This is a genomic window from Brevundimonas sp. NPDC090276 (assembly GCF_044772165.1).
Lineage (GTDB): Bacteria > Pseudomonadota > Alphaproteobacteria > Caulobacterales > Caulobacteraceae > Brevundimonas.
In genome coordinates, this window is the sequence record NZ_JBIVYK010000001.1 from 197,795 (window position 1) to 211,391 (window position 13,597).

The following is a 13,597-nucleotide window of genomic DNA, read 5'->3' on the forward strand; positions in this document are numbered from 1 at the left end:
GCTCACGACAGGATCACGCCGGCGCGGCGCAGTTCGGCCAGAACCGGCCACAGCGGCAGGCCCAGGACGGTGAAATAGTCGCCCTCCACCGCCTCGAACAACTGCGACCCTATTCCTTCCAGCCTGTAGGAGCCGACGCAGGCCAACAGGGCTTCGCCCTCCGCCGCCAGATAGGCGTCGAGGAAGGCGTTGGAAAAGTCGCGCATCTTCATCTCGACCGTGTCCACGCCGGACCACACTATTTGACCATTGCGGGCGAGAGCTGCGCCGGAATGCAGTTGATGGGTGTGGCCACGCATGGCGGTCAGGCGTTCGCGCACCGCCGCCAACGTCGGGGCCTTGGAGACCAGACCGCCGTCGAAGGCCAGGGTCTGGTCGGCGCCCAGGACCCAGGCGTCGGCGTCGTGGCGCGACACGGCCAGGGCCTTGGCCCGGGCCAGCTCAACCGCCAGGGCGACCGGATCGACGCCAGGCGTCTTCAGCGCGTCCTCGTCCACGTCGGCGACGTGAACCGTGAAGGGCACGCCCGCATCGGTCAGAACCGCGCGGCGCGCCGCGCTCTTGGAGGCCAGAATCAGGCGTTCGCCGTCGGTCGTCATCACGAGGGGGCTCCAGGGGTGTCCTGGCGACGGCTGCGCCGCTCGCTCAGCAGGTTGATGATGGCGGCCGCGGTCTCCTCGACCGAGCGGCGGGTCACATCGATGGTCGGCCAACCGCGCCGTTCGAAGGCGCGACGCGCCTTGACCGTCTCGTCGCGCACCGCGTCGTGATCGACATAGTCGGAGGCGCGCGCGGCGTTCAGCCCCTCCAGCCGGTTACGGCGGATCTGCACCAGACGATCAGGCGAGACGGTCAGACCGACGACCAGCGGGTGCTTCAGCCGGGTCAACCGCTCGCCGTCTTCCTGACCCGGCACCAGGGGCACGTTGGCGGCGCGAATGCCGCGATTGGCCAGATAGATGCAGGTTGGGGTCTTGGACGTCCGGCTGACGCCGCACAAAACCACGTCAGCGTGCTCCAGTTGTTCCAGCGTGCCCTGGCCGTCGTCGTGGGCGATGGCGAAGTCCAGGGCGCCGATGCGATTGAAATAGCCATGGTCCAGAGCATGCTGGGCCCCAACGCGGGTCGAGATATTGGTCCCTAAATAGCCGGACAGCGCCCCGACCAGAGGGTCCAGCGCCCCGATTTGCGGCGTCTTCAAACGGCGACAGCCTTCTTCCAGCTGTTCTCGAAGCTCCCGGTCCACCAAGGTGTGAAGCACCACGCCGGGCGCCCCGGCGACTTCCTCCAGCACCCGCTCCATCTGCTTGGGCGAGCGGACGAGGGCGTAGATATGCTCGATGGGAATGACGCCGTCGAAACGAGCGATCACGGCCTTGGCCATGGCGTTCAGGGTCTCGCCGGTCGAGTCCGAGACCAGATGGACATGGAAATAGGTGGCCAGACGCGACGGGCGGGCGGGGCTCATGGCTCTGATCGTCTCCTCATCCTTCGCGCCCGGGTATCGCCGGACTCTTTCCCCCAAGCCTGTGCAAAAGCCGGGGCGCCGTTCGATATCGCCTGGGCGCCGACTGGGCGCCGATTGGGCGCCGAATCCTCTAGCAAGCTCAGACGCGGGTCGCGAGCGGGGATCGCGGGCGCCGATGGCCGAACGGCGCCTGGAGTCGTTCATACAGGCGCCGAATTATTATCCTCACCAGGGGATAAGGCGCCTTATCCAAATTTGGCGCCCGGCGCCTTTCCCACAACGGCGCCCAGATCGGACTCCTGTCACAGCGGACTCAGAACCGGTTATCCCCATAATCAACACACCATGGGCGAGGACCCGGGATTCGTTCTCTCGAAAACGGGGAGAAACCTGTCGATCGAAGGGAGTTCCGAATTCTATCCCCGCTGTCCAGCGCCCTGCTTCCATCCTCCAATTCTTTCAAATTCTTATTCTTGAATAGGGATTGAGGCTTGGGGGTGTGCATCCTAAAGCCCAGACCATGAGCACTCCTCTTCTGATCCAGGCTCTCCAGGGCCAGACTACGTCCCGTCCGCCCGTGTGGTTCATGCGTCAGGCGGGGCGCTACCTGCCCGAGTACCGCGAGCTGCGGGCCAAGGCGCCGGACTTCATCGCCTTCTGCCACAACCCCGAAATGGCGGCGGAAGCGACGCTTCAGCCAATGCGTCGCTTCGGCTTTGATGCGGCCATCGTTTTCGCCGACATCCTGCTGATCCCGGGCGCGCTGGGACAGAAGGTCTGGTTTGAAGCCGGCGAAGGTCCGCGCCTCGGCGCCCTGCCGTCGGTGGAGTCGATGCGGGAGCTGGCCTCCGGAGCGGGGGAGGTCCTGAAGTCGGTGGGCCAGACCCTCAGCCTGGTGCGCGCTGAACTGGACCCGTCCAAGGCCCTGATCGGTTTCGCCGGCGCGCCCTGGACCGTGGCCACCTATATGCTGGACGGCGAAGCCCGCACCATCATGAAGGGCGAGCGCGCCGCGGCTCGCACCTACGCCTATGCCGAACCGGAAAAGGTCGCGGCCCTGCTGGACGTCCTGGTCGAGTCCACCGCCCATTATCTGAAGATGCAGCAGGACGCCGGCGCCCAGGTGCTGAAGATCTTCGAGAGCTGGGCCGAGGGCCTGCCGGACGATCTGTTCGAAACCCTGGTCCTGAAGCCTCACCAGGCGCTTGTGGCGCGTGCCCGGGCCCTCGGGGTCACCGTGCCGCTCATCGGCTTCCCAAGGGGCTCTGCGGCGCTTGCGGAGCGTTATGCGACCCAGTGCGATGTTCAGGCCGTAGCGCTGGACACCGCCTGTCCTCTGGACGTCGGCAAGCGGGTGCAGGCCATCAAGCCCATCCAGGGCGCGCTCGATCCCCTGTTGCTGCGCGCCGGCGGCGAGGCGCTGGACCGCCGCGTCGATCAACTGCTCGAGGCCTGGGGCCAGGGGCCGTGGATCTTCAACCTGGGTCACGGCATCCTGCCGGACGTGCCGATCGCCCACGTCGAGCAGGTCCTGCGTCGGATCGGAGCCCAGTGAACATGACTGCCGAGACCCGTCGTCCGAACCGGCGCGTGGCCGTCGTGCTGACCAATCTCGGTGGCCCGGACGGGCCTGACGCGGTTAAACCCTTCCTGTTCAACCTGTTCAATGACCCGGCCATCATCGGTTTGCCGGGAATCGTTCGCACGCCTTTGGCCCGGCTGATCTCCTCGCGCCGCGAGAAGTCGGCCCAGGCCAACTATGCGCGCATGGGCGGGGGCTCGCCCTTGCTGCCCGAGACGCTGGAACAGGCGGCGGCTCTGTCCGAAGCCTTGGCCGACGCGGCGCCGGGAGATGAGACCGAGGTCTTCATCGCCATGCGCTACTGGCATCCTCTGACCGAGGATACGGCGAAGGCGGTGGCTGAGTTCCAGCCCGATCATGTGGTCCTGTTGCCCCTCTATCCGCAGTTTTCGACCACCACGACGGCCTCGTCGCTGAAGGCCTGGCGCGAGGCCTACAAGGGGTCGGGCGAGGTCCACGCCGTCTGCTGCTATCCCGACGCCGAGGGCTTGATCGATGCCCAGGTCCGCCTGATCCGCGAGACGATGGACAAGGCCGAGGGCCGACCGGTGCGCGTGCTGTTTTCGGCCCACGGCATTCCGGAAAAGCTGGTCGCCGCCGGCGATCCCTATCAGGCCCAGATCGAGGCCACCGTGGCGGCTGTCGTCGCCCGCATGGGTCTGAGCGACTGGGCCATCTGCTATCAAAGCCGGGTCGGGCCGTTGAAATGGCTGGGGCCGTCGACGCCCGAGGCCATCGAACAGGCGGGACGGGACGGGGTCGGCGCCGTGGTCGTGCCTATCGCCTTCGTCTCCGAACACATTGAGACCCTGGTCGAGCTGGATCACGAATACGCCGAATTGGCCGAACAGGTCGGTTGCGCCCCCTATCTGCGGGCGCCGGCCGTGGGCGTGGAACCCGCCTTCATCGCGGCTCTGGCCCAGGCGGTGGAGGCGGCGCTTCAAACCGCGGGCGTGGCGCCGCAGGGCGCCTCCAGGGGTGGACCATGCGCCCACTTGAAAGCCTGTCCCAGCGGTTGTTCAAAGGCGGCTTGATCGGCCGAGGGGGAGCCTCATGGACTATTACAATCTGGCCCGCGGGCTTCACATCCTGGCGGTGATCGCCTGGATGGCTGGCATGCTCTTCCTGCCGCGCCTGTTCGCCTATGACGCCGAGCAGAACGCCAAGCCCGAGCCGCTGCGCGGCGAGATGCAGGCCCTGCTGCGCCTGTGGCAGACGCGTCTGCTGCGCATCATCATCAACCCGGCCATGATCCTGGCCTTCATCTTCGGCGGCTGGCTGCTGTGGCTGCGCAGCGGCGACGGCGCTGACTGGTCCTTCGCGCATCAGCCCTGGATGCTGACCAAGCTGACCGGCGTCTTCCTGCTGGCCGCCTGGCACGGCTTCCTCGCCGGACAGCGCAAGAAGATCGCTGCCGGGACGTCGAAATATTCGGGTCGTTTCTGGCGCATGACCAACGAGATTCCCTTCCTTTTGGCCATTGTCATGGTGCTGTCGGTCACCCTGGAATGGACCTTCTGATACCGCCTTGCTTGACGACGCCACGGGTTTCGTGGTTCCGCTCATGGTGAACCGTTCGGCGTGATCCCATTGCGATCCGCAGGGCGGTCCCTCTCTTCTTGCGACGCCTGCCGGTTTGATCCTGCGGGAGCCCGTCGCCCTCCCTCTGGCCGCAAGGCCGCGACATCGACAGACGAACCGCCCTCGACGTCCTTCGCGTCCGAGTGCGTGAGCGAGCACGCCATGACCGATACGCCCGAAAACAACGATCAGTCCACGGAAGTTGTTGAAACTGTTACGGAACGTCCGCGCAAGACGCTGACCCTGGGCGGCTCGCGCGCTGCGGTCGAGGCCGCGCCGGAATCGGAAGTCGAGATCGAAGCGGTCGCGGAAATCGTCAACGACGACGCCGGCGTCGACACCACGGCCGACGACGAGGACGAGGACGGCGAGCCGATCGTCCCCAACGGCCGCATCACCCTGCAGGAACTGAACGAAAAGACGCCAGAAGATCTGGTCGCCTTCGCCGAGGGCCTGGACATCGAGAACGCGGGCAATCTGCGCAAGCAGGACCTGCTGTTCGCCATCCTGAAGACCCTGGCCGACGAAGAGGTCGAGATCATCGCCTCGGGCGTGCTGGAGATCCTGCCGGACGGCTTCGGCTTCCTGCGCAGCCCTGACGCCAACTATCTGCCGGGTCCGGACGACGTCTATGTCTCGCCGTCGCAGATCCGCCGCTTCGGCCTGCGCTCGGGCGATACGGTGCACGGCGCCGTGCGCGGTCCGCGAGAGGGCGAGCGCTACTTCGCACTGCTCAAGGTCGACACGATCAACTTCGAAGATCCGGAGATGGTCAAGACCAAGGTCCTGTTCGACAACCTGACGCCGCTCTATCCCGAAGAGCGTCTGCACATGGAAATCCAGGACCCGACGCTGAAGGACCGCTCGGGTCGGGTCATCGACATCGTCGCCCCGCTCGGCAAGGGCCAGCGCTGCCTGATCGTCGCCCCGCCGCGCGTGGGTAAGACGGTCATGCTGCAGAACATCGCCAAGTCGATCGAGAAAAACCACCCGGAGGTCTTCCTCATCGTCCTGCTGATCGACGAACGCCCCGAAGAAGTCACCGACATGCAGCGCACGGTGAAGGGCGAGGTCGTCGCCTCCACCTTCGACGAGCCGGCCACCCGCCACGTCGCTGTGGCCGAAATGGTCATCGAAAAGGCCAAGCGTCTGGTCGAGCACAAGAAGGATGTCGTCATCCTGCTGGACTCCATCACCCGCCTAGGCCGCGCCTACAACGCCACCGTTCCGTCGTCGGGCAAGGTCCTGACCGGCGGCGTCGACGCCAACGCCCTGCAGCGGCCCAAGCGCTTCTTCGGCGCCGCGCGCAATGTGGAGCAGGGCGGGTCACTGACCATCATCGCCACGGCGCTGATCGACACCGGCAGCCGCATGGACGAGGTCATCTTCGAAGAGTTCAAGGGCACGGGTAACTCGGAAATCGTCCTGGACCGCAAGGTCGCCGACAAGCGCATCTTCCCGGCCATCGACGTGCTCAAGTCCGGCACCCGCAAGGAAGATCTCATCACGCCGAAGGATCAACTGGCCAAGACCTATGTCCTGCGCCGCATCCTCAACCCGATGGGCCCGCAGGACGCGATCGAGTTCCTGCTCGACAAGCTGCGCCAGTCCAAGAACAACGGCGACTTCTTCCAGTCCATGAATACATAATTCCGGCCCTGGCGCCGCCCGCGCGGCGGGCGGCTTCTAGAGGGCATGTTTCACGTGAAACAGGCGAGGGCGCTATGAAGCTGAACATCGAGATCGACTGCACCCCGGCCGAGGCCCGCGCCTTCCTGGGCCTGCCTGACGTGACCGTCCTCAACGACCATCTGGTCGCCGAGATGCAGAAGCGAATGGACGCCAACATGGCGGCCATACAGCCCGATGAGCTGATGAAGACCTGGACGTCTTTTGGGGTTCAGGCCCAGGACCAGTTCCGCCGCCTGATGGAAGCCGCCGTCACGGGCGCGCCCAAGGGCTGACGACTTGAGTTCCAACACCGACACCATCTTCGCCCTGGCTACCCCGCCGGGGCGGGCGGCCATCGCCATCCTGCGTCTGTCCGGCCCGGGCGTGGACGGCGCTCTGACCGCGCTGGGAGCAGGGGGGCTGACCCCGCGTCTAGCCTCGCTTCGCACCCTTCACCACGACGGCGAGATGGTGGATCAGGCCCTGGTCCTGCGCTTCCCCGGACCCAATTCCTACACTGGTGAGGACTCGGCGGAGCTGCATCTGCATGGCGGCCGCGCCGTGGTCGAAGCCGCCTGCCGCGCTCTGATCGCGTTGGATGTCCGCCCTGCCGAGCCAGGCGAGTTCACCCGTCGCGCCTTTCAGAACGGCCGCATGGACCTGGCCCAGGCCGAGGCCGTGGCCGACCTGATCGACGCCGAAACGAGCGCGCAAAAGTCCCAGGCCCTGGGCCAACTGGACGGAGCCCTCAGCGCCGCCTACGCCGGTTTCCGCCGGGACCTGCTGAAGGCCCTGTCCCTGGTCGAGGCCGAGATCGACTTCCCCGATGAGGAAGTGCCCGACAACCTGGCCCGCACCGCCGGTCCGGTTCTGGACCAGCTGGCTGCCGATTTGCGCGCCGCCCTGGCCGATTCCGACCGCGGGCGGCGGGTGCGCGAGGGCTATCGCATCGTCCTGATCGGCGAGACCAACGCCGGCAAGTCGTCGCTGTTCAACGCCCTGACGGCGCGCGAGGCGGCCATCGTCACCCCCATCGCCGGCACCACCCGCGACGTTCTGGACGCCGAACTGATGATCGGCGGATATGCCGTGACCCTGTCTGACACCGCCGGTTTGCGCGACAGCGACGACCTGGTCGAGGCGGAGGGCATCCGCCGCGCGCGCCAGCGGGCGGAAGGCGCGGACCTGCGCCTCTGGGTCCGCGCGCCGGGCGTGGGGCAGGGAGAAGATCCTGCATCAGCCTTTGCGCTAGCCGACGACCTGCAGATCCTCAACAAAGCCGACCTCGGCGCCGTCGTGGCGGCTGAGGGAATGGAGGCCCTGAGCCTCAGCACAGCCAGCGGGCAGGGGCTGGCTGAACTGCACGACTGGATCGCCGCTCGTCTGGCCCGCGACCTGTCGGGCGCTGACTTCCCGGCGGTGACGCGCGAGCGCCATCGGCGTCGTTTGGTCGAGGCCCTGGCCGCGGTCGAGGGGGGGCGCCGCGCGCTCGATCTGGCGCCGGAGATGGCGGGCGACGATCTGCGCCGCGCGGCTGACGCTCTGGCCCGGGTCACCGGCGCCATCGGCGTCGAGGATATCCTGGGCGAGGTCTTCTCGACCTTCTGCATCGGCAAGTAGCCACAGAACTTCGGTGTTTCACGTGAAACACCGGTGTCGTTCCAGTGGCGATTTCGGTCGGGATAGACTATGTCCTCGGCCATGAGTTCCTCCCCCTCAAACACTTTCGACGTCATCGTCATCGGCGGCGGCCATGCGGGCTGCGAGGCCGCCGCCGCCTCGGCGCGCGCCGGCGCTCGCACCCTGCTGCTGACCCAGAAGCTGGAAACCGTCGGCGAGATGAGCTGCAACCCGGCCATCGGCGGCCTGGGCAAGGGCCATCTGGTGCGCGAGATCGACGCCCTAGACGGCGTCATGGGCCGTCTGGCCGATGTCTCCGGCATCCAGTTTCGCCTGCTGAACCGCTCCAAGGGCGCCGCTGTGCGCGGTCCACGTAGCCAGATCGACCGTCGTCTCTACCGAGAAGCCATGCAGGCCGAACTGGCCCAGACGCCGAACCTGACCCTGATGGCCGGAACCGCCGAGGCCCTGATCCTGAACGGCGACCGCGTGGTCGGTGTCACGACGGGCGAGGGGGCGGAACTCCGCGCCGGGGCCGTGGTCCTGACGACCGGCACCTTCCTCAACGGGGTCATCCATCGCGGCGAGGAGCGCATCGCGGCAGGTCGCTTCGGGGAGGCGCCGTCGGTCGGTCTGGCCGCCGACCTTTATGGCTCGGGTCTGATGATGGGCCGTCTGAAGACCGGCACGCCCGCGCGTCTGGACGGCCGCACCATCGCCTGGGATCGTCTTGAGATGCAGGCGGCAGACGACGAGCCCGTGCCGTTCAGCTTCCTGACCGACAAGATCGAAGTGCCGCAGATCGCCTGCGGCATCACCCATACGACCGAAGACACCCACCGCATCATCGCCGAGAACCTGGGTGAAAGCGCCGTCTATGGCGGCAAGCTGTCGGGTCGCGGCCCGCGTTACTGCCCCTCGATCGAGGACAAGGTGGTCCGCTTCGCGGACAAGACCAGCCATCAGGTCTTCCTGGAACCCGAAGGTCTGGACGACCCGACCGTCTATCCCAACGGCATTTCGACCTCGGTGTCTGACGCGACGCAACTTGCATTCCTGAAGACGATGCCCGGTCTGGAAGCCGTCGAGGTCTTCCGCTTCGGCTACGCCATCGAATACGACTATGTCGACCCGCGCGAACTGACCCCGGCGCTGGAGGTCAAGAAGCGGCCCGGCCTCTATCTGGCGGGACAGATCAACGGCACGACCGGTTATGAGGAGGCTGGGGCGCAAGGCCTGATCGCCGGGCTCAACGCCGCCCGCGCCGCCGCTGGTTCGGATCCGATCATCCTCGGTCGCGACCAGGCCTATATCGGCGTCATGATCGACGACCTGGTGACGCGCGGCGTCACCGAGCCCTATCGCATGTTCACCAGCCGGGCCGAGTACCGCCTGACCCTGCGCGCCGACAACGCCGATGTTCGCCTGACGGATCTGGGCGTCGCCGCCGGCGTCGTCGGGTCCGAGCGCGCGAAAGTATGGCTGGATAAGGCCGCGCAGTTGGACCGGGCGAACCGTGTTTCACGTGAAACCCAGTTCACCCCCAAGGAGGCCGGCGCCCTGGGCATCAGCGTCAACGCCGACGGCCAGCGCCGCTCGATACGCGACCTGCTCTCCTTCCCCAATGTGAGCCTGGATCAGTTCGTCGCCGTGCGGCCCGAGATCGCCGACTGGTCGACCGCCGTGCGCGAGCAGGTCGAGATCGACGCCGTCTATGCCGGCTATCTGGACCGTCAGGCGTCGGAGGCCGAGGCCCTGCGTCGGGAGGAGGGCCTGTCCCTGCCCGAAGGCCTCGACTACGCCGCCATCGGCGGCCTGTCGAACGAGGTCCGTGAGAAGCTGGTCCTGGTCCAGCCCCGCACCCTGGGGCAGGCGGGTCGCATCGAGGGCATGACGCCGGGCGCCCTGACGGCGCTGCTGGCCCATGTGAAGAAGGCGACGTCGCTCGCCGCAGAAGTCGAGACCATTGTCGCGTGAGCCTGGATCCCGTCGCCGCCTTCCGCGCCCACACCGGCGCCAGTGAAACCCAGATCGCCGATCTGACCGCCTTCCTCGCCATGCTGACCGAGGCCAATGAGGTGATGAACCTGGTCGGGCCGGATAGCATTCCCGACTTCTGGAACCGCCATGCCTGGGACAGCGCCCAGTTGCTGGCCCTGGCGCCCGAGGCCCTGACCTGGGCCGATCTGGGCGCCGGCGCCGGCTTCCCCGGCGTGGTTCTGGCCATCATGCTGAAGGACCGGCCGGAGGCTCATGTCTGGCTGATCGACAGCCTGGGCAAGCGCTGCCGGTTCCTGCAGCAGGTGGTCGATGCGCTTGATCTGCCCGCGACCGTCCTCAACGGCCGGGCCGAGGAGCAGGACGTCGAGGTCGAGATCGTCACCGCCCGCGCCGTGGCGCCGATGGAGAAACTGCTGGCTTATGCACAGCCTTACTTCCAGCACGGTGCACAAGGTCTGTTCCTGAAGGGGGAGAAGGCCGAAGCTGAGTTGAAAGAGGCGGCCAAGGTCTGGCAGTTTAAGAGCGACCTCTCCGTCTCGCGCAGCGACCCGCGCGGCCGCATTGTTTCTGTCCGGAGCCTTCGCCGTGTCCGCTGATCGCGAGAAACAGACCCGAGTCCTGGCCGTCTCCAACCAGAAGGGCGGGGTGGGCAAGACCACGACCGCCATCAACCTGGGCACCGCCCTGGCCGCCATCGGCGAAAAGGTGCTGATCGTCGACATGGACCCGCAGGGCAACGCCTCCACGGGGCTGGGTGTTCCACGTGAAACACGCCGAGCGACGATCTATGACGTTATCGTCGACGGTCGTCCGATCGACCAGTCGGCGGTCGAGACCGCCGTGCCCGGCCTTTTCATCGTGCCCGCCGACGCCGACATGTCGGGCGTCGAGATCGAGCTGAGCCAATCGGATCGACGCTCCTATCGTCTGCGTGACGCCCTGGCGGCGCAGGGAGGGGAGGGGCATTCCCGGTATGACTATGTTCTGATCGACTGCCCGCCGTCTCTGAACCTGCTGACGCTGAACGCCATGGCCGCCGCCGACGCGGTGCTGGTGCCGCTGCAGTGCGAGTTCTTCGCCCTGGAAGGCCTGACCCAGCTGATGCGGACCATCGACATGGTCAAGCAGAGCCTCAATCCGGCGCTGGAGATCCAGGGTCTGGTTCTGACCATGTACGACCGCCGCAACGCCCTGTCGGGCCAGGTGGCGGCCGACGTGCGCGCCCACTTCGGCGACAAGGTCTATGACAGCGTCATTCCCCGTAATGTGCGGGTGTCCGAGGCGCCGTCCTTCGGCAAGCCGGTGCTGATCTATGATCTGAAATGCACCGGCAGCCAGGCCTATCTGAAGCTGGCGCGCGAGCTTGTGGCGCGTGAACGCCAGCGTCGTCAGGCGCTCGCCGCCTGATCGGCGGCTTTCCCGATTAAGTAGAACGGAATCAGCATCTTGTCCGAACGTCAACGTGGTCTGGGTCGCGGCCTGTCGGCCCTTCTGGGAGAAAACGTCGCCGAGAGCGCGCCGGTGGACGGCGGGCCTCAGCCGACGGGCGTCCGCTCCGTGCCGATCGAGAGCCTGAAGCCCAATCCCGATCAGCCGCGCAAACAGTTCAGCGCCGAGAACCTGGAGGAGCTGACCGCCTCGATCCGCGACAAGGGGGTGCTGCAGCCCATCCTGGTGCGCGCCCAGCCGGGCCAGGACGGCATGTGGCAGATCATCGCCGGCGAGCGCCGCTGGCGCGCTGCCCAGGCCGCCCGTCTGCGCAACGTGCCGATCATCGAGCGCCCGATGGACGATGTCGAGGTGATGGAGGTGGCCATCATCGAGAACGTCCAGCGCGCCGACCTGAACCCGGTCGAAGAGGCCATGGCCTATGGCTCGCTGATCTCGCGCTTCGGCCGCACCCAGGACGCCCTGGCCGGCGTGGTCGGCAAGAGCCGCAGCCACGTCGCCAACACCCTGCGCCTGCTGCAACTGCCCGACAGCGTGCTGAATCACGTCATGGAGAACCGGCTCTCGGCCGGTCACGCGCGCGCCCTGATCACCGCCCCCAATCCCGAGGCCCTGGCCGAACAGGTCCTGTCCAAGGGCCTGAACGTGCGTCAGACCGAGGCGCTGGCGCGTCGCGCCGCTGACGGACCCCGACCCTCCAAGGCCAAGCCGGTCCTGAGCGGCGAGGGCGCCGCCGACGTCGCCGCCCTGGAGCAGGATCTGGCCGACGCCCTGGGCCTCAAGGTCCTGCTGACCGACAAGGGCGGCAAGGGCGAGCTGACCATCAAATACGGCACCCTGGAACAGCTCGATGACCTGTGCCGTCGCCTGATGCGGGGCTGACGGGCCTTTCCGGTCAGGCCGTGCTAAGGTGCGGCCATGACTGACCAGACTGACAAGACCAGCGCGACCGAAGCCCTTAAACGCGCCCTCGCGGCCAAGAAGGCGGGCTCGCAAGCCGGACCGGCCGGCGAAAAGGGCGGCGCACGCGGGGCCGAGCGGGCGATGCAGAGGCAGGCGGCGGCGGCGAACAAGCCCGCCTATCGCCGGATGTCGAAGCGGGGCTGATTCCTCGGGCCTCAAATAGCGCGAAGCGCGATAGGCTCGGGCTTTAAAGCCCGATGCGCCGTGCGCGGGCGGCGATTTCCAGCAGCAGACGTTCGGCGATCAGGGCCTCGGGCAGGCCCGTGGTCTTGGTGGCGACGTCGGCGGTGTTGACGCTGTCCTGCACCTCATCGAGCAGTTCCAGCCTCCAGGCGCGGGCCTGACGCAGGATCTCGGCCTCCTGCTTCCAGAACACCCCGGCGGCCTTGGCGGCCTCCTTGGGGCCCGCGCCCGAGGCCTGAAGCACGTTGATGCGGCGCAGCTTGCCCAGATGGATGGCCGCCATGCGCACGGCCATGACGGCGCTTTCGCCCTCGGCCAGGGCGCGACGCAGACCGGACTGGGCCGGGGCGGGGCGCCCGCCGAAGGCCTGCAGCACGGCGTCGGACAGGGAGGCGTCGGGCTCGACCCCCAGATGCTCTTCCAGTTCGGGGGTGTCGATGGTCCGGCCGGAGCCGGGGCCGATGTAGAGCACCAGCCGCTCGATCTCCTGACGCATCAGGCCGCGTTCGCGCGGCAGGCGGCCGACGAAGCGCTCCAGGGCGTCGGCGGTCAGGCCCACCTTGTCAGCGCCCAGGGCTTCGCGCGTCATCCGGGCCACGTCGCCGACCTCGTCCTCGTAGCAGGCGATGCCGACGGCCCCGGCGGCCTTCTCGGCGGCCTTCCTCAGGGCGGATTCACGACCGAGCGCCCCGGCCTCGATGACCAGCATGGCGTCCGGGTTGTAGCCGCCCTCGGCGTGGACGGTCAGAGCGGCGGCGATGGCCTTGTCAACGCTGGCCTTGCCGTCTGACAGGCGGATGCGCACCAGCCGCCGCCCGCCGATCATGGACAGGGCCGTTAGCGCCTCCTCCAGCCTGACCGCGTCGCCGTCGATGTCGGCCTCGGTCAGGAAGGTGACGTTGAAGGGGTCGTTCAGGTCGGGCGTGATCGCTTTGCATAGGGTCAGGGCGCGCTCGGACACGCCCGAGCGATCCTTGCCGTGGATGACGGCGGCGCGGATGTTCGCATCCGGCGCCTTGAGGAAGCGGTCGACCTCGGGCCGCTTGGCCAGGATCACGCGGACATCCCCCTCAGAATGG

At 67.2% G+C, this 13,597-nt stretch carries 14 protein-coding genes; 11 read left to right on the forward strand and 3 right to left on the reverse strand.

What is annotated here, in order from left to right; all coding sequences use genetic code 11:
• Positions 1-2: 2 nt before the first annotated feature.
• Together ACIQTU_RS00890 and ACIQTU_RS00895 are read right to left on the reverse strand one after the other, a co-directional pair.
• Complete coding sequence (locus tag ACIQTU_RS00890) at positions 3-599, reverse strand: Maf family protein (RefSeq protein WP_400543708.1); 597 nt, start codon at positions 597-599, stop codon at positions 3-5.
• Positions 599-1,468: a pyruvate, water dikinase regulatory protein gene (locus ACIQTU_RS00895; RefSeq protein WP_400540944.1), complete on the reverse strand. Its 870-nt coding sequence runs from the start codon at positions 1,466-1,468 to the stop codon at positions 599-601. Before ACIQTU_RS00895 ends, ACIQTU_RS00890 begins: the two co-directional genes overlap by 1 nt.
• Positions 1,469-1,988: 520 nt before the next feature.
• Between ACIQTU_RS00895 and hemE the strand changes: the two genes are divergently transcribed.
• The 11 genes from hemE (at position 1,989) to ACIQTU_RS00950 (ending at position 12,479) form a co-directional block, all read left to right on the forward strand.
• Positions 1,989-3,023: a uroporphyrinogen decarboxylase gene (gene hemE / locus ACIQTU_RS00900; protein ID WP_400540947.1), complete on the forward strand. Its 1,035-nt coding sequence runs from the start codon at positions 1,989-1,991 to the stop codon at positions 3,021-3,023.
• Between the two features lie 2 nt (positions 3,024-3,025).
• Positions 3,026-4,084, forward strand: a complete 1,059-nt coding sequence (gene hemH, locus ACIQTU_RS00905; RefSeq protein WP_400540950.1) for a ferrochelatase — start codon at positions 3,026-3,028, stop codon at positions 4,082-4,084.
• 19 nt (positions 4,085-4,103) lie between these two features.
• Positions 4,104-4,571, forward strand: coding sequence for a CopD family protein (locus tag ACIQTU_RS00910; RefSeq protein ID WP_400540953.1), 468 nt, complete (start codon positions 4,104-4,106; stop codon positions 4,569-4,571).
• 222 nt (positions 4,572-4,793) lie between these two features.
• Positions 4,794-6,281 carry a transcription termination factor Rho gene (rho, locus tag ACIQTU_RS00915; protein WP_400540956.1) on the forward strand — a complete coding sequence of 496 codons (1,488 nt, stop codon included), beginning with the start codon at positions 4,794-4,796 and terminating at the stop codon, positions 6,279-6,281.
• 74 nt (positions 6,282-6,355) lie between these two features.
• On the forward strand, positions 6,356-6,595 hold the full coding sequence (locus tag ACIQTU_RS00920; protein WP_400540959.1) for a DUF6489 family protein: 240 nt from the start codon (positions 6,356-6,358) through the stop codon (positions 6,593-6,595).
• Between the two features lie 4 nt (positions 6,596-6,599).
• The gene (gene mnmE, locus ACIQTU_RS00925) at positions 6,600-7,922 is read left to right on the forward strand and encodes a tRNA uridine-5-carboxymethylaminomethyl(34) synthesis GTPase MnmE (protein WP_400540962.1); all 1,323 of its coding nucleotides are present in this window, start codon (positions 6,600-6,602) and stop codon (positions 7,920-7,922) included.
• 81 nt (positions 7,923-8,003) lie between these two features.
• On the forward strand, positions 8,004-9,899 hold the full coding sequence (mnmG, locus tag ACIQTU_RS00930; protein ID WP_400540965.1) for a tRNA uridine-5-carboxymethylaminomethyl(34) synthesis enzyme MnmG: 1,896 nt from the start codon (positions 8,004-8,006) through the stop codon (positions 9,897-9,899).
• Positions 9,896-10,519: a 16S rRNA (guanine(527)-N(7))-methyltransferase RsmG gene (gene rsmG / locus ACIQTU_RS00935; RefSeq protein WP_400540968.1), complete on the forward strand. Its 624-nt coding sequence runs from the start codon at positions 9,896-9,898 to the stop codon at positions 10,517-10,519. Before mnmG ends, rsmG begins: the two co-directional genes overlap by 4 nt.
• Positions 10,509-11,330, forward strand: coding sequence for a ParA family protein (locus tag ACIQTU_RS00940; protein WP_400540971.1), 822 nt, complete (start codon positions 10,509-10,511; stop codon positions 11,328-11,330). Before rsmG ends, ACIQTU_RS00940 begins: the two co-directional genes overlap by 11 nt.
• Positions 11,331-11,369: 39 nt before the next feature.
• Positions 11,370-12,254: a ParB/RepB/Spo0J family partition protein gene (locus tag ACIQTU_RS00945; protein WP_400540974.1), complete on the forward strand. Its 885-nt coding sequence runs from the start codon at positions 11,370-11,372 to the stop codon at positions 12,252-12,254.
• A 36-nt stretch (positions 12,255-12,290) separates the two neighbouring features.
• A complete protein-coding gene (locus ACIQTU_RS00950) occupies positions 12,291-12,479 on the forward strand; it encodes a hypothetical protein (RefSeq protein ID WP_400540977.1) in 189 nt (62 codons plus the stop codon).
• 43 nt (positions 12,480-12,522) lie between these two features.
• Here the strand turns inward: ACIQTU_RS00950 and holA are convergent, their stop codons facing one another.
• Complete coding sequence (gene holA, locus ACIQTU_RS00955) at positions 12,523-13,575, reverse strand: DNA polymerase III subunit delta (RefSeq protein ID WP_400540980.1); 1,053 nt, start codon at positions 13,573-13,575, stop codon at positions 12,523-12,525.
• Positions 13,576-13,597 lie beyond the last annotated feature (22 nt).

What these genes read in the sequence shown, in the direction of transcription:
- ACIQTU_RS00950 (WP_400540977.1), top strand. Translation starts at nt 12,291, where the DNA reads ATGACTGACCAGACTGACAAGACCAGCGCGACCGAAGCCCTTAAACGC.
- rho (WP_400540956.1), top strand. Translation starts at nt 4,794, where the DNA reads ATGACCGATACGCCCGAAAACAACGATCAGTCCACGGAAGTTGTTGAA.
- ACIQTU_RS00910 (WP_400540953.1), top strand. Translation starts at nt 4,104, where the DNA reads ATGGACTATTACAATCTGGCCCGCGGGCTTCACATCCTGGCGGTGATC.
- hemH (WP_400540950.1), top strand. Translation starts at nt 3,026, where the DNA reads ATGACTGCCGAGACCCGTCGTCCGAACCGGCGCGTGGCCGTCGTGCTG.
- ACIQTU_RS00895 (WP_400540944.1), bottom strand. Translation starts at nt 1,468, where the DNA reads ATGAGCCCCGCCCGCCCGTCGCGTCTGGCCACCTATTTCCATGTCCAT.
- ACIQTU_RS00890 (WP_400543708.1), bottom strand. Translation starts at nt 599, where the DNA reads ATGACGACCGACGGCGAACGCCTGATTCTGGCCTCCAAGAGCGCGGCG.
- ACIQTU_RS00920 (WP_400540959.1), top strand. Translation starts at nt 6,356, where the DNA reads ATGAAGCTGAACATCGAGATCGACTGCACCCCGGCCGAGGCCCGCGCC.
- hemE (WP_400540947.1), top strand. Translation starts at nt 1,989, where the DNA reads ATGAGCACTCCTCTTCTGATCCAGGCTCTCCAGGGCCAGACTACGTCC.
- mnmG (WP_400540965.1), top strand. Translation starts at nt 8,004, where the DNA reads ATGAGTTCCTCCCCCTCAAACACTTTCGACGTCATCGTCATCGGCGGC.